The following is a 19,080-nucleotide window of genomic DNA, read 5'->3' as shown; positions in this document are numbered from 1 at the left end:
CGTGCTAGTCACACTTTGCCATGACCGCGCCGCGCGACACGCTTCTCGACCGCCTTGGCCGCTGGCTTGCCGGCCGGCTGCAGGACGAATCCTCCGGCTATGAGCCCTACACGCCGTCCGACGCCGAGACGTTGCGGCGCACGCTCGAGCCCGGCGACATCCTGCTCATCGAAGGCAACCAGAAGATCTCGGCGGCAATCAAATACCTGACACAGTCGACCTGGTCGCATGCGGCTTTCTATATCGGCGATGCCTTGTCCGAGCCGGAGGACGGATCGGAACGGCGTCGGCTGATCGAAGTCACGCTCGGCGAAGGCTGTGTCGCCGTGCCGCTGTCGCGCTACCGCACCTACAATACCCGTATCTGCCGGGCGAGCGGGCTGACCCCGGAAGACCGCGACCATGTCGTCGCCTTCATGATCGGCAAGCTCGGCCTGAAATACGATCTCAAGAACATTTTCGACATGCTGCGCTTTTTCCTGCCGACGCCACCGGTGCCGGTGCGCTGGCGCCGCCGCATGCTGGCTTTCGGTTCCGGCGATCCGACCCGCGCCATCTGCTCGACGCTGATCGCCGAAGCCTATGGCGAGATCCGCTACCCGATCCTGCCCGAGATCACCCGCGCGCCCGGCCGCGCCTCGGCGCAGTCGAACTATTCGCGCCGCGAAATCCTGCACATCCGCCACCACTCGCTCTACACGCCGCGCGACTTCGACCTGTCACCCTTCTTCCGCATCGTGAAACCGACGCTGGAATTTGGGTTCGACTACCGGGCGGTGACCTGGGAAGATAGGGCCGCTGAGGCGAAGGCCGCCGAATAGCAACCATTCAAACCGGCGCCGATGGCGAGTGGCGCCCTATGAGATCATTCGAGACAGTGTCGATGATCTCAGCGGAAAGCGTCGGATCGGGCACGACGCGGGAGAGGATCACCGATCCGACCATTTCCGCTAGGAATGCGATCGCGGCACTCCGCTTCGCGGCCGGGTCGCTTCCCGGCAGGAGTGAAATGATCAACGCGACATAATTGCTGACGATGCTTCCGAAGAACGATCGAAGCGCTGGATCGTCGTGCCGGGCGGCATCGGCCGCCAGTGCGGTGAGGCTGCATCCGTGCCCCGGATTGTCGCGATGATGGTCCGAGATGTAGTGGCGCACGAGCGTCTCAAACGGAGTATCGGTCGAAGCGAGCCGGGCGGATAGATCGGCGCTCATGTCACTGAAGGCCCGCTGCATGGCCTGAACGATGAGGTCGTCCTTCGACTTGAATTGTCGGTAGAAGCCTCCGTGGGTAAGCCCGGCCGCGCTCATCAGATCGGCAATGCCGATCCCGTCGATCCCTTGTTCGCGGAAGAGCTTTGCGGCGGTATCGATGACCCGCTCTCGATTTAACTCGACCATCTCCTTGCTCACCTTCACGACCGCATCCTCTCCTATTGATGATGATCGACATATAAGACGTGGCGGAGGCGCTTGACAATGATTATGGCGGTCATTATCACCCAATGATTACGATCATAATCATTACGCAGGAAAGTTGAGATGACACAAGTTCAGTCGCGCGCCGAGAAGATCGCGCTGATCACCGGCGCTTCGGGTGGCATCGGGCATGCGGCCGGACTTGCGCTCATCCGGGCGGGGTATCGCGTGTTCGGCACCAGCCGCCGAGCTGCGCCCAACGAAGTGCGTCAGGGCATTCACATGGTCCCTTGCGACGTCACCGATGATGGGTCCGTCAGAGACGCCATCAAGCAAGTTGTCGCCCTCGCCGGCCGGATCGACGTACTGGTAAACAATGCGGGCCGCAGCCTGATCGGCGGCGCCGAGGAATCATCGGTCGCTCAAGCCCAAAGCCTGTTCGACATAAATGTCTTCGGCATCGTTCGCATGACCAATGAAGTGCTGCCCATCATGCGCAGACAGGGCGAGGGCCGGATCATCAACATCAGTTCGGTGTCCGGTTTCCTGCCGGGGCCATTCACCGCCCTCTACACCGCCACCAAACACGCAGTCGAAGGATATTCCGAGTCGCTCGATCGCGAACTTCGAACGTTCGGCATCAGGGTTTCCCTTGTCGAGCCCGCCTTCACCCGCACCGGACTGGAAGAGAACGCCGAACAGCCTGACCGGATTTCCGGCGTCTACGAACAGGGGCGCTCAGCCATGAATTCGACCTGGCGCAACAGAATCGCGAGCGGCGATCCGGTGGAAGCCGTGGCCGACAAAGTGGTACAGGCCGCCACCGAAAAGACGCCGAGCATGCGCTATACGCCTGGCAAAACGGCAGGCCGTCTTCGCTTCATGCGGCGCTTCGTGCCCGAAAACATGTTCGACAAGAGCTTCCGCAAGCAGATGGGCGTGGCCGATTGATCTAAAATCACGGCATCGCCAGGCCAGTCCGGCAGGCGAGCCTCCTTTCGCCGAGGAGCGACGAATGAAGTCCTATTTGTGCAAATATATTCCGCCGCGTTCCGACTTTCTGGCAACGATGACCACCGATGAGGAAGAGTGGATGAAGCAGCACGGAGCATTCCTGGATGACCTGCTTGAAAAGAGGCTTATCGTCGCGCACGGCCCCGTGATGGACCCGGCTGGCGGTTATGGGGTGTCGCTCTATCGGATTGCCGATGATCTGGACATAGAGGCGATCACCTCGGAGGACCCGATCGTGAAGAATGGCGCCGGGCACTACGAACACCATCCGATGCTGCATTTGAAAACGCACGGCTAACCATTTCGACCAAACCGCATCGATGCGGCAGCGAAAGTCGCTCTCGAACGGGCCAGCTTTGCGCACGCTGGCGGGCGCGATCCTGTCGAGGTTTCTGGCGTCCATCCTGCCGAGGTGCAAGCGTCTCACATGGCGGCCTGCATCACGCCGAAACCGCAATAGCGCCCTGGTTTTCGGCTCTGTGTTCGACCCAGACATGGACCGGTTCGTCCCGGCCGCGGATGCTAACCGGTCCATGGTCGCGCGCATTCAACCGTGTCGTGGGCGATTCCGCCTTCGCGGCCTCGATCAGTCGTGACCCAAAGCAAATATTCGCCTGAAGCTCCCGGCAGAGCGCCTGCAAACGGCTGGCGACGTTGACGGTGTCGCCCACCACCGCGAAGGACAGGTTGCGCTCGCTGCCGACCGCGCCGAGGACGACGGCGCCATATTGTGCACCGATCCGAACGTCCAGCGGCGGATATCCCCTGGACACACGCTGGACATTCCAGTCTTCGATAGCGGCGATCATCGCTTCAGCGCACCGGATGGCCCGGGTTGCGTCGTCATGGCTGGCTTGCGGAACCCCGAAGGTCGCCATGATGCAATCGCCGATATAGTTGTCGACGGTGCCATGGTGGTCGAAAACGACCTGCTCCATGCGACGGTGGAACTGACGCAGTAGTTCGAACACTGCTTCGGCCGGATGATCCTCGGAATAGTGTGTGAAGCCGACGATGTCGGCGAACAGCACCGCGATATCCTGCCGGCGGACCGGACCGAAGGGCTCGTCATCCGAGGCGAGCTGGTCGACGACATTGGGCGAAAAATGCCGGGCGAGATTGGCGCGGGCGCGCTCTGCCTTGACATAGTCTTCCGACAGATGCCGGGAACGAGAGACGACCAGCGCCATGATCGCGCCGATAATCAGGACAACCAACACATTGGTCGCCTGCGCGAACGTATCGACGAAATTGGGGTTGAGATAGAGATTCAGTCGCTCTGTCATCGGCAGCGAATAGAGGTTCGTTGCCGGAATGACGGTTCCCGCATGCAAAACCACCCATCCCACCCCGATCGTCCACGTCAAGGCCGCGAGCGCGCCGAGATAGAGCGCCAATCGCGTCGAAAGGGTCAGCGCGCCAAGGCATACGAAAATCAGCAGGAATTTGAAGCTGCCCTCGCGCAGTTGCATCGCAGCCGGCGCGACCTCGAGGGAAAACGGGTTGGGCGTTACCAGCAGAACGGTCAACAGAATGATGTCCAGCGTACCGACGAGGTAACCGATCCACCATGGCGCGTTGCGACGGCGCGCAAAGCGAAACTGGATCAGGCCGACGAGCTGGAACAGCGCGAGGCCCGCCAGCACGAAGAGCAGCGAGGCATCCCAGCGGCTGATCAATGAAAAGAAGCAGGAGATCACGGCGAGCGATGCCGTGCGCGCCCAGAACTGCAATGCAGCACCCTGGCGTTCTGCGCGCTCCCGCAAATTTTTCAGGCGCGAATAGCGGCGAAGTTCAAGTGTTGGCGCGGTCGGCATAGGATCACTTCGATTTTGCGGTGACGGTCACGCATTCGGCAAACCCGCCCCGTACAGTCTGGCAAATCAGCGCGCGAACTCTATCATGGTTTCGTTTTTGAAACGCGGCTGGCGCGTCAAGCCGGCAACGGGCGGCGTCCCTTTGCCGGAGCGGTGGGCCGGTCGGACGCACCGGCATCCCTGGGGTGCGGGCCGATCGGCATGATCGCCGGAAACGGGGTTGCGCCAAAAGCAAATGTCCATTTGTAGCCGGTCAGCCCGTCTTCCGGCGTCGTGTGCTGGTCGTGATGGGCGAGCAGTTTGGCGCGCTCGGCCAGTTCCTTCGCCTCGCGCTTCACCATCTCCGCCGTCTCCGGCCGCATCCGCCTGGAGAAAGAGACGAAGGTCGCTTCCCGCTCCAGATGGGTGATCGCCCAGCCGATGAAATTCTTGTTTGTCATCTCGAATAGCGGCCTGAGCGGCCCTTCGAAATTCCACTGGATCGGTGTGTCGACCAGCAGCCGTGCCGACAACCCGCTGCCCAGCGCAATGAGGCCGAGCGCTTCGAGATCGCGCAGATAGAGGAACATCGACGCTTCGCTCAAGCCTTGCGAGCGCATGACGCCCTCGGGCGTAAATTTCTCCGACAGCATGACGAAGATGAACAGCAACGCCGGCCGGCCGGCAAGCTTGCGCTCGACCTCCGGCGCGATGCGGTTGACCGGTCCCGGCCCCCGGTTCATCGACCCCAGCACGTTTTCCAGCTCGACGCCGGCGGCAGCGCAGATCCCGACGAGACGGTCGAGCTTGCAGTTGCGCTCGTGGAAGATGCGCTTCACCGTCGGCTCGGAAACGCCCATCCGCCCGGCAAGCTCACGATAGGTGACGCCCTTGGCCTTCAGCGTCCGCTTCAGCGCCTCGAAGATCAGGCCGTTCATGGAATGCACCTCTTTTCTCGCGATTTGGTATCGCGTTTCGATACTAGCGGCAATCGCCCTTCCGGAAAAGTATCGACATCTCTAGCTCTCCGCCATCCACCACAGGAGACCTGGCCGTGAAAACCCTCATCACCTCGATTTGCGTCGCCGCCTTCGGTATCGCGCTCGCACCTGCGGCCGAGGCCGCCGAACTCTGGCGCGCCTCGGGCTTCGAGCAACCCGAATCGGCGCTGTTCGACGCCGCCAACAATCGCATCATCGTCTCCAACATCGTCGGCAATCCCGGGGAGGCCGACGGCAACGGCTATCTCTCGGTGCTGTCGCTGGACGGCAAGATCATTAGCCGGCACTGGACCGACGGCATGGATGCACCAAAAGGCTCGGCGATCTCCGGCGGCAAGCTCTACGTCGCCGATATCACCAAGGTGCGCATCGTCGATCTCGCCAGCGGCAAGCTCGTCTCGACCATCGATGTGCCCGGTGCCGTCTTCCTCAACGACGTCACATCGGACTCATCGGGCAAGGTCTATGTCACCGACATGCTGGCCGATGCGATCTACCGCATCGACGGCGACAAGCCGGACCTGTTCGTGAAGGATGCGAAGCTCGCCGCGCCCAACGGCATCTTTGCCGATGGAGGTCGGCTGATCGTGGCGTCCTGGGGCAAGGGCATCAAGCCGGACTTCAGCACTGCCGCGCCCGGGGGCCTGCTGTCGGTCGATCTCGCGACGAAAGCCGTGACGCCGCTGCCTAGCGCACAAAACTTTGCCGACCTCGATGGCGTCGTCGCCATCGGCGACAGCATCTACGCCACCGCCTTCATGACCGGCACGCTCTATAGGTACAAAGTCGGCGAGGCGCCGGAGGCTGTAGAGCAGTTCAAGCCGGGCAGCGCCGATATCGGCACAGACGGCACGCGGATTTTCGTGCCGCTGATGAACGAGGGCGAGATCGCGGTGCTGAGCCTGGACTGACGGCGCACACTTGCCGGCTCAGCCAGCGGGCGCGGCTTTGAGTTGCGCCCGCGCATCCTTGATCGAGGCGGCAAAGGTCACCAGCGGCCGCTTGACGCCGTGGTTGATCAGCATGCGCCGTGTCTGCGGCGAGGCGCCGGCGATGATGAAACGCACGCCGGCGCGTTTCGCCTTGTGCGCCGCGCCCTCGATGACATTGGCCGCGGTGGAATCGAAGAAGGGCACCGCCGAACAATCGAGGATGAAGTTCTTGCGCTGGTCGGCGATGCGGTCGAGCACCGTGCCGACAGTAGAGGCGGCGCCGAAGAAGAAGGCGCCGGAGATGCGATAGACGACGGTGTCGGCGTCGCTTGCCTCGCTTGCATCGTAGGCGCGGCCCCTGCTGTCGGCGACATCGTCCTGCACCAGCGGCAAATCCGCCTCCACGGCGATCGACTTGGCCATACGGTCGATGAACAGGATCGAGCCTAGCGCGAAGCCGACGACGATGCCTTCGGTGAGGTCGCGGAAGACGACGATCAGGAAGGTTGCCATCAGCACCAGGGCATCGCCGCGCGAAGCGCGCAGCAACGTGGCGAAGGCCTGCTTCTCGAACATGTTCCAGCAGACAACCGCCAGCACCCCGGCAAGGGCGGCAAGCGGGATGTAGCTGGCCAGCGGTGCGGCCACCAGCATGAAGACCAGCAGAAAAAGCGAATGCAGCATGCCGGAAACCGGCCCATGCGCGCCGGCCCGCACATTGGTGGCGGTGCGGGCGATGGTGCCGGTGGTGCAGATGCCGCCGAACAGGGCAGACGCGATGTTGGCAAAGCCTTGCGCCACCAGTTCGCAATTGGAACGGTGACGCCGCCCGGTCATGCCATCGGCGACCACGGCCGAGAGCAGCGATTCGATGGCACCGAGCAGCGCAAAAGCCACCGCATCCGGCAGCACCGCAATCGCCTTGTCGAGGTTGAGTCCCGGCAGTGCCGGCAACGGCAGGCTGCGCGGAATGCCGCCATAGCGCGTGCCGATCGTTTCCGCCGGCAGCGAAAGCAGCGCCACGACAAGGGAGGCCAGTCCGACGGCGATCAGCATGCCCGGCCAGCCGGGCCGCCAGCGCTTCACCCCGACGATGGTGGCGATGGTCAGCGCCGCCACCAGCGTTGCCGAGATATTGAGCGTGCCGGCCGCGTGGCCGATCGCCATCAGCTTCGGCAGCAGCGGCCCGGGCTCCGGCCCGGCAAGCCTCAGCCCGAACAGTTCGACGATCTGGCCGGAGAAGATGATGACTGCGATGCCGGCGGTGAAGCCGACCGTCACCGGGTAAGGGATGAATTTGATATAGGTTCCGAGCCGGAGATAGCCGATGGCGAGCAGGAAGATGCCGGCCATCATCGTCGCCAGCAGCAGTCCGTCGACGCCTTCGCGCTGCACCGTCGCCGCCACCAGCACGATGAAGGCGCCGGCCGGGCCGCCGATCTGGAAGCGGCTGCCGCCGAGCGCCGAGACGATGAAGCCGCCGACAATGGCCGTGAACAGGCCGCGCTCCGGCGTCACGCCCGAAGCAATCGCAATCGCCATCGACAGCGGCAACGCGACAATAGCGACGGTCAGCCCGGCCATGAAGTCGGCCTTGAACTGCGGCAGGCGGTAACCTTCGCGCCAGACCGTCACCAGCTTGGGCGTGAACAGCTCTGAAAATGTCGGCTTTGCCGACTTCTGGGCCGGTTGATGCACTGCCCGCCGGATCTGATCCATGGACTGCCTTCCGCTTGCGTGAAGGCGGCGGGATCGTCGGCAGGACTGTCGGCGGTCGCCGTCGCGACTATATGCCGGCTCAGCCTTGCGGGTTCGGCGGCGCGACCGGCTTGAGGCGCACGCCCCGGCCGCCGCGCTCGCTGGTCTGGTTCTCGCCGATGAGCTCCACCCCGGCCTCGTCGAGAGCCTGGATAACCTTCATCAGCGTATCGACCACACCCCTGACCACGCCGTCACTCGCTTCCATGCGCTGGATTGTCGGAAGCGAAACGCCGGCACGCTCGGCGAGCGTCTTCTGATCGATGCCGGCCAGCGCCCTCGCGGCGCGCATCTGCGCGGCAGTGATCATCGGTCGGAACCCCCGTCTGAGTCTGCGGAGACGACGTGTAATACAATCATAGTGATGTTTCAACCATCATAAAGCATACATGAAACATGATCTCTCCACAAAGCCGGATGGCGGGATACGGGATGAGCATGCTACGCTACCGCCTTGGCTCTTACTGGCGGGGAAATATCAGTTGAAGATTTTCAGGACCTTGACGACTTCGGCAGCCTTGCTGTCGGCGGTTTTTCTGCTGGCAGGCTGCGGACACGGGCTGATCAACCGGCTGATTTGAATGTCGCTCCGGATCGTCAGTCTTCGGGCTCGTTGCCATCGGCCACCGCCTTGTTCCGCTGCAGCATTCGCGCCGCCAGCCAGCACAGCGTCGCCCAGGTGAAGCCGGCGCACCATCCCGCCAGCACGTCGGAAGGCCAGTGGACGCCGAGATAGACGCGGCTGACGCCGACCAGCAGCGTTACCAGCACCGCCAGGCTGAGGACATAGATTTTCGTCGTTCGTCCCGGCAGGAAGCGCGCTGCCAGCGAGCCCAGCGTGAGATAGGTCACCGCCGACAGCATGGCGTGGCCGCTGGGAAACGACAGCGACGTCTCGTTGGCCAGGTGCGAGACAAGATCGGGGCGCGGCCGGTCGATGCCGGCCTTGAGCAAGGTCGACAGCAGCTGCCCGCCGGCCACCGCGACAAAGATCAGCAGCGCCGTCCTCGGCCTACGGATCAGCAGGAGGTAGACGATCACCGCCGTTACGATCAGCGCCAGCACGCTGGAGCTGCCGAGGCTGGTGATGTCGCGCATCGCGCCTTCCAGCCATGCCGGGCCGACGGGAACATCCGGCTGACCCACTTTTCGGAAAGCGAGCAGGATCTCAGTATCGAAAGCGTGCGGCGTGGTGGCCCGCGCCACCTCCATCAGTTCCTCGAAGCCCCACAGCCCGGCGGCTATCACCAGCCCGGCCAGCAGCACCGGAAATTCAAGCCAGTTGGTGAACGCACGCGGGGTCTTCATCGGATTACAGTCGCCCCTGCAGGTAAGGCCCGAGCGAGATCAGCACCACCGCCGCGATGGCCAGCACGATGCCGGTCGCTTGCAAGGCATTGACGCGTTCGCCGAAGAACACCAGCGCCACCACATTGACCGCCACCAGCTGGATCACCGCCGACAGGCTGAACGACACCGACATGCCGAACTCACGAACCAGCCGCAGCATCATCAGATTGCCCGCCGTATACAGCGCCAGTGTCAGCACGATCTTGCCAAGGCTTGGCGCCAGCCCCCATTGCTTGGCCGCGATTGCCGCCAGCAGGAAAATCACCGTCGAAACGACGAGCTGCGCCAGTCCCCAGAAACTCACTTTTGTGCCTCGCTGTCGTTTGTGGCAGCCCTTGTTTCGCAAGCGCGCCGACACGTCAAGCAGACTGCGGCGAGACAGGCCCGACGATGACGAGAGGTGGCTGAATGAATGGCAGCACGATCGCGGTCTGATTGCAACGCTCGGGCCGGATTAACGCAAACCCAGGCAGCTGCCCACCCAAGCCCCGGATAAGAATGGACATTTAAACATGGCGCCCTACGTCTTCTGGAGGAGAGTGCCATGCCAAAGTCCGTCTATGACCGTGGCCTGCTGAAACCCGACGACATCGCCAGGCTGCAACGCGTGTTCGACGAAGCCTGCCGCAGGCGCGACGTGCATCCCGATTCGGCGGAGGCGCGGGAGATCGCGCTGAACCTGCTTGCGCTCCACAATGCCGGCATGATCGAGGAAGATATGCTTATGGAAACCGTGGGTTTCCGCAGGTTGGAGCCGAAATCAGCCTGAGGCCCGCAAGGCGGCCTGGAGCAATTCCAGGAAAAGTGTGAAGCGGTTTTCCGTCCGGAATTGCGTAAAAATAAAGGCCTAGGAGCGGTTCGCCGTTTCCGTGAAACGGTGAAACGCTCTAGCCGGCGCGCTGCACGACGGCCACATTCATCTCTGCCCGCAGCCTGAAGCCGATGGATTCGTACAACCCAACCGCGCCGGCATTGCTGGCATAGGCATGCAGGTAGGGAACTTCGCCGCGCGCAAAAATTCGGTTGGCCACGAACACCGACAGCAGCCGGCCGAGGCCGCTGCCGCGAAATTCGGGATGCGAGCAGACGCCGCTGAGTTCGCTGTAGCCGGGCTGCTTCATGCGCTCGCCGGCCATCGCCGCCAGCCGGCCGTCGATCTTCACGCCCCAGAACTCGCCGAGGCTCAGCGCCTTGAGCGTGAACGGGCCGGGCTTGGTCAGTGACGCCAAAGCAAGCATCTCGGCCGCGTCGTCCTGCGTCAGCTGCTGTACACGCTCGTCCGACACGGAAGGCAATGGCGCCTCGGCAACCATCTGAACGCCGAAGGCGGTCACGGTCGCGGTCAGTTCCGGCGGCAAGGCAATGGGGTCCGCCTGGAGCATGAACACGCTCTCACCTGCAGGAATGAGGCTTGCGAGCGCCTGCAGGCTCTCAGCGTCGTCTGCCCCGGAAGCCGCGAAGGGGACGATCGAGGAGGGATAGCGCCTGGCGAGCCTGTCGCCATACGCAAAGATCCGATGCCGCGTGTCGAGCGCGCTCCAGACCGGACGATCGAGGACATGGCTCATGGCGCGACATCCTGTTTCACACGACGGTCGAGCGGGGCCGCCGCCAGGCCGTCCTCTATTGCCGAGAGTTGTTCGAGAAGCGGCCCTGCAAGGTCTTTGCACAAGTCGGCAACGGCGTTCTCGATGCGCGGCCAAACGTCCCGCTTCGCCTTATCGACCAGGCGCTGGCCGTTCGCGGTCAGCGAGATCATCCTGCGGCGCTGGTCGTCGTTCGATGGCGCGGCCTCGACCAGCCCCAACTCGGCCAGCAGCGCCACGCTGCGCGTCACCCCCGGCTGGGTGATCCCCAGTGACTGCGCCAGTTCGCCGACAGGCAGCGGCCCAAGCCGGTCGAGCGCGGCCAGCAGAGGATACTGGCTGGACTGCACCGGCACCTCCAGCCCATCGAGCATGCGCTGCGTATCGGCCTGCAACTGCTCGCCGATGCGCTTCAGCCTGCTGCCGAGGGTGAGGTAGCCAAGGGATCGAATGATGTCTTCCATGGGTGGTCCGTCTCCTGGATAAGTATAACATGTTATATAATGATGCAATGAACGAGTTCAAGCGCCTGCTTTGGAGGTTGGCCGCAAGCATCTCAACTTCGTCGTCCTTGGGCGAAGCAGGAGCGAAGCTCCGTCGCGGAGACCCAGGGATCATGCCTTGGCCGTGGAAGCAGCGGAGCAGAACCTGCAACGCAGCGTAGTTCAGAAGTCACGGCATGGACCCTCGGGTCTGCGCCGTCGCTACGCTCCTTGCTTCGCCCGTGGATGACGACGGGATCGGCGTTTCAGCCAATCGCCAGGATATTCGATCCGTCTTGCAGATGCGTTGAACCACTAGTCCGCGCCATAGCAGCAGCCCGAAGTGCGCGGTGGTTCTCCGTCCAGAAGCGCTCGTCTACAACCCCTTGGCGATCTGACGGGCAATCGCTTCGGCCTGCAGGCCGGCGCTGTGAAAATAGCTGGTCAGGCTTGGCCGCATGCCGATGAACCACAGGCCGGGCTGGCCGCTCGGGGTGCCGCCATTGGCCTTCGGCACGCCCTTGGCGTCGAGCACGCCGAGATCGCCCAGCATGGCCTCGAGGCCGGTGCGATAGCCGGTTGCCGCGATCACCACATCCGGCTCGAGCACCGTGCCGTCGTTCAGCCGCACGCCGGCGCCTTCGAAAGCCGCCACCGGCGCCACCACCGAAATCCGTCCGGCCTTCAGCGCTGCGACGGCGCCGTCGTCGACGGCGATAGCGATCTGCTCGACGCCGAGCCGGCTGGCGCCGCCTTTCGGCGCCGGCGGCAGGCCGAAGCGGGCGAGGTCGCCGAACACCAGCCGCTGCGTCGCGGCAATCGCGGCATCGGCAATCCACGTCGGCAGCATCGCCATGAAACCGCCGAAGCGCGCCACGGCGACCTTGCCGATCCGTTTCGGCATCAGCGACGGACCCTGCCTGGCTGACAAGCAGATGGCCTTGGTGTCGGCGCGGGCGAGGTGGTTGAGCACGTCGAAGCCGGAATTTCCGGCTCCGACCACCAGCACGCTTTTGCCCACATAGTCCTGTGCTGTGCCGAAATCGGCGGCGTGGACAAGTTTGCCGGTGAAAGTCGCCTTGCCTTGCCAGTCCGGCGTCCATGGCAAGCGGTCGCGGCCGGTGGCGACGATGACATTGCGGGCGCTCAGCGTTTCCCGGCCCGTATGGACGAGCCAGCCATTGCCTCTGCGTTCGATCCGCTCGACGGCGGTGCCGAATTCGACCCTTATGCCGCGCGCGCGGGCAAAATCCTCGAGATAACCGACGATGGCATCCTTGTTCGGAAAGGCGGCGGTGCGTGGCGGATAGGCAAGGCCGGGCAGGGCCGATAGCGCGCGATGCGTGTTGAGGGTCAGCTTCTCGTGCCGCCGTCGCCACGGTTCGGCGATCCGCGGCTCCTTTTCAAGCACGACGACCCGCACGCCGCGCCGGCCAAGCGCGTCGGCGGCCGCCAGCCCCGCCGCTCCGGCGCCGATGACGATAACCGTGTCGTCGAGTCCTTTCGGCCCCAGGACGATAGGCATCGTTTCGCTTGTCGTAGCCGCCATTCGGTCGAGATTCCCTTTCAGGTGCGCCATGGGGACCCGTCCTATATGGCACGTCCCATATGGCACAGGGGCGATATGATCGATAATGAGGTCGCGTCAATGCGACTGATTCGAGGCCTTGGGGGCAAGCCTGTTTATCATCGGCACGCGGAAGCTCGACCATGCCCTCCTTGCGTATCTTTCTTGACAGACTGCTGGAGGGCGCCGCAGCCAAGGTGCCGCGCCAGGATTTTTCGCATGTCGAGCGGCTGGCGCTTGTCCGCCGGCACGGCGACTTCTCGCTGGCCTATTCGACCGCCGTGCAGCAAAAACTGTCCTATTTCGGCGACGCCGACGGCTACATCGCCTTCGGCACCAAGATGAAGCACCATTTCGCGCTCGGTGACCCGGTGGCCCATCCGGCCGATCGGCCCGACTATATCAGGCGCTTTGTCGAAGCCGCCGACAGCCCGTGGTTCGTGCAGATCGGCGAACCGACGGCGCGCGTTCTGGCCGGGCTCGGCTACCAGGTCAACCGTCTGGGCGTCGACACGCGGCTGGAACTGCCGGCTCACGATTTTTCCGGCAAGCGCAACGAAACCGTGCGGTATTCCGAACGCTGGCTGTTGAAGAAGGGGTTTTCTTTTGGCGAAGGAGCGGTCTATCTCGACGAGGTCCAGCGCCTGTCACAGAACTGGCGGGCCGACCGCATCGTCAAGCGCTGGGAGATGGCGTTCCTCAACCGCCCCTTTGCCGATCATCTCGGCATCGATATGCGCCGTTTCGTGCTCTACAGCCCGGAAGGCGAGCTCGTCGCTCTGCTCGATTTCGATCCGATGTTCCGGGATGGCAAGGTGATCGGCTACACCACCTCGTTCAAGCGCAAGCACATCGATGCCTCGCCGCATGCCGAAATCGGGCTGACCAAATTCGCCGTCGACCGGTTTCGCAATGAGGGCATTTCGGTCGTCACGCTCGGCCTGTCGCCGATGCTCGATGTCGGAGCCAACAGCTTTGCCGAATCGAGCTTCTGGCGCAACGCCTTCGAGCGGGCCTATGAGTCGCCCTGGGTCAACCGCAGCAAGTTCAACCTCAAGGGCCAGGCGGCGTTCAAGCGCCGCTTCCACGGCATCGAGGAACCGACCTACATCGCCTTCCGCCAAGGCAGGCTGATCGAGATGCTGGGGTTGCTGCGCCTCATCAAGGCGATCTAGCAAGAACCGTGGCGGCCAACGTGGCCAATTTGCCCTCAGCAAAACTGTTGATTTGACCGGCGCACGGGCGATCCCCTATTTGCATGTCGCTCAAAAGTGGTCCCGGTTTTGAGCAAACGACATGCATAAGAACAAAGACCTAATGCGCGTCGCCTGAGTCCGTTGAAACGCGACGCGCTTAAGAGCGGCAGGGTCAGTTGCGCAGCCGGTAGCCGGTGCGGAAGATCCAGGCGACGATGGCGATGCAGATGGCGAGGAACACCATCGTCATGCCCAGGCTGACGGCGACCGAGACATCGGACTTGCCGTAAAAGCTCCAGCGGAAACCGCTGATCAGGTAGACGACCGGGTTGAACAGCGTCACCGTGCGCCAGGTCTCGGGCAGCATGTTGATCGAATAGAAGCTGCCGCCGAGGAAGGTCAGCGGCGTGATGATCAATAGCGGCACCAGCTGCAATTGCTCGAAGCTTTTCGCCCAGATGCCGATGATGAAGCCGAACAGGCTGAAGGTCACCGCCGTCAAGACAAGGAAGGCCAGCATCCAGAACGGATGCTGGATGGTGAGCGGCACGAACAGCGAGGCCGTCGCCAGGATGATCAAGCCGAGGATGATCGACTTGGTCGCGGCGCCGCCGACATAGGCGATGACGATCTCCAGATACGACACCGGCGCCGACAAGAGCTCGTAGATGGAGCCGACGAATTTCGGGAAATAGATGGCAAAGGAAGCGTTGGAGATCGACTGCGTCAACAGCGACAGCATGATCAGCCCCGGCACGATGAAGGCGCCGTAGCTGATGCCGTCGATCTCGGTGATGCGCGAGCCGATGGCCGAGCCGAAGACGACGAAATAAAGCGATGTCGAGATCACCGGCGAGACGATGCTCTGCAGCACGGTGCGGAACGCACGCGCCATCTCGACCCGGTAGATCGCCCATACTGCTCGCCAATTCATGGCTCTTGCCTCAACAGATTGACGAAGATCTCCTCGAGCGAGCTGTTTTGCGTGTCCATGTCGCGGAACTGGATGCCGGCCGTCTCGAGTTCGCGCAGCAGCGATGCGACGCCGGGGCGTTCGCTCTGGTTGTCATAGGTGTAGGTCAGCTGTGTGCCATCGCCCGACAGCTCCAACGCATAGTGCGAAAATGCATCGGGAATGGCGGCGAGCGGGTTGCGCAATTCCACGATCAGGCGCTTGCGGCCGAGCTTGCGCATCAGTTCGGCCTTTCCCTCGACCAGGATGATCTCGCCGCGGTTGATGACGCCGACACGGTCGGCCATCGCCTCGGCCTCTTCGATATAGTGCGTGGTGAGGATGATGGTGACGCCGTCGTCGCGCAGCCGCCGCACCATCGCCCACATGTCCTGGCGCAGTTCGACGTCGACGCCGGCCGTGGGTTCGTCGAGGAACAGGATGCGCGGCTCATGCGACAGCGCCTTGGCAATCATCAGCCGCCGCTTCATGCCGCCCGACAGCGTGATCGCCTTGGCGTCCTTCTTGTCCCACAACGACAGGTCGCGCAGCACCTTTTCGACGAAGCCCGGATTGGGCGGCCTGCCAAACAGGCCGCGGCTGTAGGTGACGGTTGCCCAGACGCTCTCGAACGCGTCGATGGTCAGCTCCTGCGGCACCAGCCCGATCAGGCTGCGCGCCGCGCGGTAGTCTCGGTTGATGTCGTGGCCGTCGACGGTCACCGTTCCCGACGAACGGTTGACGATGCCGCAGACGATCGAGATCAGCGTCGTCTTGCCGGCGCCGTTCGGCCCCAGCAGCGCGAAAATCTCGCCGCGTTCGATGTCGAGGTTGATTTCCTTCAGCGCCTTGAAGCCGGTGGCGTAGGTCTTGGTGACCCCGGAAATCGAAATGATGGAAGGCAAATTCGTGGAAGACATGAGGCCGAAAACGACTGTTTGAAAGAGGCGGGGATTATTATTGCGCTGAATGTCGGTGCGCAGGCTCGGAAGTCAATGCCGCTGCTGACAATTGTGGACAAACGTTCCCCTTTTGCCGTTTCGTCATGGGGTGTCGGGGCGCTGACGGTTTGATCCCATCTGCTGCGACAACGCGCCCCGCGTGACGCCAAGCCGCTTTGACCGGACCGCATCCGCCGCCTATTCTGCGCCAACAAACAGCAGCCGGAGCCCGCATGGACCCGCTCATCCTGTCGCGAATGCAGTTCGGGGCGAATATCTCGTTCCACATCCTGTTTCCGACCATCACGATTGCGCTTGGCTGGGTGCTGCTGTTCTTCAAGCTCCGCTACAACGCCACCAATGATTCCGCCTGGATGCGCGCTTATTTCACCTGGGTGAAAGTGTTCGCGCTGTCCTTCGCCATGGGCGTGGTCTCCGGCGTCACCATGAGCTTCCAGTTCGGCACCAACTGGCCGGGCTATATGGAAAAGGTCGGCAACATCGCCGGGCCGCTGCTTGCCTACGAGATCCTCACCGCCTTCTTCCTCGAAGCGGCCTTCCTCGGCATCATGCTGTTCGGGTTCCGCCGCGTCTCCAACCGCGTCCACACGCTGGCGACGGTATTGGTCGCCGGCGGCACCACGCTGTCAGCCTTCTGGATCATTGCGCTGAACTCCTGGATGCAGACGCCGGCCGGCTTCGAGATGATCGACGGCAAGGCGCATCCCGTCGACTGGTGGGCGATCGTCTTCAACCCGTCCATGCCCTACCGTCTGACGCATATGCTGCTTGCCTCCGGCCTGACGGTGTCGTTCCTGATCGCCGGCCTGTCGGCGCTGCGCTACCTCACCGGCGACCGGTCGGAATCGATGTGGAAGGCGCTGCGCACCGGCGTCTTCACCGCCGCCATCCTGATCACGATCCAGATCTTCGCCGGCGACCAGCACGGGCTGAACACGCTGGAGCACCAGCCGCAGAAGATCGCCGCCATGGAGGCGAACTGGAACACCGGCCCCAACGTGCCGCTGGTGCTGTTTGCGCTGCCCGACGAGGCGGCGAAGGAAAACAAATTCGAGATCGCCATTCCCGACGGCGCCAGCCTGGTGTTGCGCCATTCCACCAGCGGTATCGTGCCGGGGCTCAACGACTATCCCGGGCTGCACCCGCCGGTGTTCCCGGTGTTCTGGGGCTTCCGCATCATGGTCGGCACCGGCATTTTGATGCTCATCGTCTCGTGGTCGGCGACCTTCTTCCTCAAGCGCCGCCACAGCCTGCCGAGGCCGCTGGCCATGCTGATGGTGCCGATGGCGCTGTCGGGCTGGCTGGCGACACTGGCCGGCTGGTACACCACCGAAATCGGCCGCCAGCCCTGGCTGGTCACCGGCGTGCTGAAAACCGCCGACGCTATCGGCCCGGTCGCCGGCAGCCATGTCGCGCTGACGCTCGCCATCTATCTCATCCTCTATGTGCTGCTGTTGATCGCCTATCTCGGCGTGCTGGTGCACCTGGCGCTGAAGGCCGCCAAGGACGGCGATACCTCGCCGCTCCCGGGCGTCATGAAGACGGCGATGTCGCAACCGGCCGCGGGAGAGTGAGGAATGGTCCGCGTAGCGGACGAAAAGCCAACGATTTGGCTTTTCGAATGACGAACGCCCGGAGCCATAGCGAAGGGCAGAACCGTTGATGAGAGGGATGACAGACCGATGACCTTCGACTGGCCAACCGCGCTGCCCCTGATCTTCGCCGGCCTGATGGGCCTCGCCATCCTGATCTACGTCATTCTCGACGGTTTCGATCTCGGCATCGGCATCCTGTTCTCGGTCGCCGAAGATGCCGAGCAGGACACCATGATCGCGGCAATAGGCCCTTTCTGGGACGCCAACGAGACCTGGCTGGTGCTGGCCGTCGGCCTGCTCCTGGTCGCCTTTCCGCTGGCGCATGGCGTCATCCTCACCGCGCTATACATTCCGGTCTTCGTGCTTTTAGTCGGCCTCATCCTGCGCGGCGTCGCCTTCGATTTCCGCGCCAAGGTGCCCGCCGGCAAGAAGCATCGCTGGAACCGCATTTTCTTCCTCGGTTCCGTCATCGCCTCGCTGGCGCAAGGCTATATGCTCGGCGTCTATGTGCTTGGCCTCGATGTCGGTTTTGGCGGCATCGCTTTCGGGGCGCTGGTGGCGCTCTGCCTGTCGGCGGCCTATGCAGCGATGGGCGCTGCCTGGGTCATCTACAAGACCGAGGGCGAATTGCAGAGGAAGGCGGTGGCCTGGCTGCGGACAGCCCTGGTGCTGACCGCGCTCGGCATGGCGGCGGTGTCGCTGGCGACACCATTCGCCAGTCCGCGTATCTTCGCCAAATGGTTCGTCTGGCCCGAAATGCTCTATCTGTCGCCGCTGCCGATCCTGTCGGCGCTGCTGTTCCTGTGGCTGTGGCGGCAGACCTTCCATCTGCCCAAGCCCGACGATCGCCACGCGCTGCGGCCGTTCCTGACGCTCGCCGCCATCTTCGCGCTCGGCTTTGCCGGGCTTGCCTGGTCGTTCTACCCCTTCGTGGTGCCCGACAGGCTGACCATCTGGCAGGCGGCGTCGGCGACGGAAAGCCTGGCCATCATCCTCGCCGGCACGGTGGTCGTGTTGCCGGTGATCATCTTCTATTCGTTCTATGCGTATCGGGTGTTCGGCGGGAAGGCGACGGATCTGACGTATGATTGAGGGGAGCTGATCTCCCCCCTTGAGGGGGAGATGGCCGGCAGGCCAGAGGGGGTCGCCGCGCGTGGAGCGCTAACCTTCTTCTGCCGCAGGAGGTCGCGTCCGGTCGGACCGACCCCCTCTGTCGCCTCCGGCGACATCTCCCCCTCGGGGGCATAGGCGCTAAGATAGGTATTGCCCTGCGGAATCGGGTGTGATTCTACGCTGCGATGACACACGAATCGCTTGTTGATGACGGCTGGGCCGAGACGATTGAGCTTCTGGGCGGCGAAGAGTTGATCGCAGGAAGTGCCCGCGAGACGAAGGCGTTCCTGCGCCCGCGCGGCGTCAGGTCGGCGAGCGACCTGTTGCGCCTGACACTGGCTTACTGCCTTGGCAAGG

The 19,080-nt window shown here is 63.2% G+C and carries 21 protein-coding genes; 9 read left to right on the top strand and 12 right to left on the bottom strand.

Going from position 1 to position 19,080, the window contains the following annotated elements:
• Positions 1-20 precede the first annotated feature (20 nt).
• Complete coding sequence (locus NKI05_RS07365) at positions 21-821, top strand: C40 family peptidase (RefSeq protein ID WP_023755335.1); 801 nt, start codon at positions 21-23, stop codon at positions 819-821.
• A 7-nt stretch (positions 822-828) separates the two neighbouring features.
• Here NKI05_RS07365 and NKI05_RS07360 read toward each other — a convergent pair whose 3' ends face one another.
• Complete coding sequence (locus tag NKI05_RS07360) at positions 829-1,419, bottom strand: TetR/AcrR family transcriptional regulator (protein ID WP_023673283.1); 591 nt, start codon at positions 1,417-1,419, stop codon at positions 829-831.
• A 123-nt stretch (positions 1,420-1,542) separates the two neighbouring features.
• Here NKI05_RS07360 and NKI05_RS07355 point away from each other — a divergent pair, with 123 nt between their 5' ends.
• On the top strand, positions 1,543-2,370 hold the full coding sequence (locus tag NKI05_RS07355) for an oxidoreductase (protein WP_352792291.1): 828 nt from the start codon (positions 1,543-1,545) through the stop codon (positions 2,368-2,370).
• Positions 2,371-2,434: 64 nt separating this feature from the next.
• Positions 2,435-2,731: a YciI family protein gene (locus tag NKI05_RS07350; RefSeq protein WP_023703852.1), complete on the top strand. Its 297-nt coding sequence runs from the start codon at positions 2,435-2,437 to the stop codon at positions 2,729-2,731.
• 142 nt (positions 2,732-2,873) lie between these two features.
• Here the strand turns inward: NKI05_RS07350 and NKI05_RS07345 are convergent, their stop codons facing one another.
• The gene (locus tag NKI05_RS07345) at positions 2,874-4,250 is read right to left on the bottom strand and encodes an adenylate/guanylate cyclase domain-containing protein (protein WP_023814550.1); all 1,377 of its coding nucleotides are present in this window, start codon (positions 4,248-4,250) and stop codon (positions 2,874-2,876) included.
• Positions 4,251-4,366: 116 nt separating this feature from the next.
• Positions 4,367-5,167 carry a helix-turn-helix domain-containing protein gene (locus NKI05_RS07340; RefSeq protein ID WP_352792290.1) on the bottom strand — a complete coding sequence of 267 codons (801 nt, stop codon included), beginning with the start codon at positions 5,165-5,167 and terminating at the stop codon, positions 4,367-4,369.
• Positions 5,168-5,283: 116 nt separating this feature from the next.
• Between NKI05_RS07340 and NKI05_RS07335 the strand changes: the two genes are divergently transcribed.
• Positions 5,284-6,141 (top strand): SMP-30/gluconolactonase/LRE family protein, encoded by an 858-nt coding sequence (locus tag NKI05_RS07335; protein ID WP_023814552.1) that lies wholly within the window; start codon positions 5,284-5,286, stop codon positions 6,139-6,141.
• 18 nt (positions 6,142-6,159) lie between these two features.
• Here NKI05_RS07335 and NKI05_RS07330 read toward each other — a convergent pair whose 3' ends face one another.
• Both NKI05_RS07330 and NKI05_RS07325 read right to left on the bottom strand, forming a co-directional pair.
• Positions 6,160-7,881, bottom strand: a complete 1,722-nt coding sequence (locus NKI05_RS07330; RefSeq protein ID WP_023805827.1) for a SulP family inorganic anion transporter — start codon at positions 7,879-7,881, stop codon at positions 6,160-6,162.
• Positions 7,882-7,960: 79 nt separating this feature from the next.
• A complete protein-coding gene (locus NKI05_RS07325) occupies positions 7,961-8,230 on the bottom strand; it encodes a helix-turn-helix domain-containing protein (RefSeq protein WP_023673276.1) in 270 nt (89 codons plus the stop codon).
• Positions 8,231-8,309: 79 nt separating this feature from the next.
• On the opposite strand from NKI05_RS07325, the gene NKI05_RS07320 reads away from it, so the two are divergent.
• Positions 8,310-8,501, top strand: a complete 192-nt coding sequence (locus tag NKI05_RS07320) for a hypothetical protein (protein ID WP_155923589.1) — start codon at positions 8,310-8,312, stop codon at positions 8,499-8,501.
• 16 nt (positions 8,502-8,517) lie between these two features.
• Here NKI05_RS07320 and NKI05_RS07315 read toward each other — a convergent pair whose 3' ends face one another.
• Positions 8,518-9,228 carry a phosphatase PAP2 family protein gene (locus NKI05_RS07315; RefSeq protein WP_023701943.1) on the bottom strand — a complete coding sequence of 237 codons (711 nt, stop codon included), beginning with the start codon at positions 9,226-9,228 and terminating at the stop codon, positions 8,518-8,520.
• Between the two features lie 4 nt (positions 9,229-9,232).
• Positions 9,233-9,574: a hypothetical protein gene (locus tag NKI05_RS07310; protein WP_023673273.1), complete on the bottom strand. Its 342-nt coding sequence runs from the start codon at positions 9,572-9,574 to the stop codon at positions 9,233-9,235.
• A 240-nt stretch (positions 9,575-9,814) separates the two neighbouring features.
• On the opposite strand from NKI05_RS07310, the gene NKI05_RS07305 reads away from it, so the two are divergent.
• A complete protein-coding gene (locus NKI05_RS07305; protein WP_023736970.1) occupies positions 9,815-10,039 on the top strand; it encodes a hypothetical protein in 225 nt (74 codons plus the stop codon).
• Between the two features lie 118 nt (positions 10,040-10,157).
• Here NKI05_RS07305 and NKI05_RS07300 read toward each other — a convergent pair whose 3' ends face one another.
• From NKI05_RS07300 to NKI05_RS07290, 3 genes are all read right to left on the bottom strand, one after another.
• Positions 10,158-10,838 (bottom strand): GNAT family N-acetyltransferase, encoded by a 681-nt coding sequence (locus NKI05_RS07300; protein ID WP_023703859.1) that lies wholly within the window; start codon positions 10,836-10,838, stop codon positions 10,158-10,160.
• Positions 10,835-11,320, bottom strand: a complete 486-nt coding sequence (locus tag NKI05_RS07295; RefSeq protein ID WP_023703860.1) for a MarR family winged helix-turn-helix transcriptional regulator — start codon at positions 11,318-11,320, stop codon at positions 10,835-10,837. The genes NKI05_RS07300 and NKI05_RS07295 overlap by 4 nt, the downstream gene beginning before the upstream one ends.
• A 394-nt stretch (positions 11,321-11,714) precedes the next feature.
• Entirely contained in the window at positions 11,715-12,917 is a 1,203-nt protein-coding gene (locus NKI05_RS07290) for a flavin-containing monooxygenase (RefSeq protein ID WP_348626190.1), read from the bottom strand.
• Between the two features lie 131 nt (positions 12,918-13,048).
• On the opposite strand from NKI05_RS07290, the gene NKI05_RS07285 reads away from it, so the two are divergent.
• On the top strand, positions 13,049-14,080 hold the full coding sequence (locus NKI05_RS07285) for a phosphatidylglycerol lysyltransferase domain-containing protein (RefSeq protein WP_023814554.1): 1,032 nt from the start codon (positions 13,049-13,051) through the stop codon (positions 14,078-14,080).
• Positions 14,081-14,273: 193 nt separating this feature from the next.
• On the opposite strand, the gene NKI05_RS07280 is transcribed toward NKI05_RS07285, so the two are convergent.
• Positions 14,274-15,035 carry an ABC transporter permease gene (locus NKI05_RS07280; protein WP_023681263.1) on the bottom strand — a complete coding sequence of 254 codons (762 nt, stop codon included), beginning with the start codon at positions 15,033-15,035 and terminating at the stop codon, positions 14,274-14,276.
• On the bottom strand, positions 15,032-15,958 hold the full coding sequence (locus tag NKI05_RS07275; RefSeq protein ID WP_023814556.1) for an ABC transporter ATP-binding protein: 927 nt from the start codon (positions 15,956-15,958) through the stop codon (positions 15,032-15,034). Before NKI05_RS07275 ends, NKI05_RS07280 begins: the two co-directional genes overlap by 4 nt.
• A 269-nt stretch (positions 15,959-16,227) precedes the next feature.
• Between NKI05_RS07275 and NKI05_RS07270 the strand changes: the two genes are divergently transcribed.
• Positions 16,228-17,589 (top strand): cytochrome ubiquinol oxidase subunit I, encoded by a 1,362-nt coding sequence (locus tag NKI05_RS07270; protein WP_023814557.1) that lies wholly within the window; start codon positions 16,228-16,230, stop codon positions 17,587-17,589.
• 108 nt (positions 17,590-17,697) lie between these two features.
• Positions 17,698-18,702, top strand: a complete 1,005-nt coding sequence (locus NKI05_RS07265; RefSeq protein WP_023701932.1) for a cytochrome d ubiquinol oxidase subunit II — start codon at positions 17,698-17,700, stop codon at positions 18,700-18,702.
• Positions 18,703-19,080 lie beyond the last annotated feature (378 nt).

The organism is Mesorhizobium sp. M0771 (assembly GCF_040320155.1).
Taxonomy (GTDB): Bacteria; Pseudomonadota; Alphaproteobacteria; order Rhizobiales; family Rhizobiaceae; genus Mesorhizobium.
This window is presented reverse-complemented; position numbering and strand designations above follow the sequence as displayed.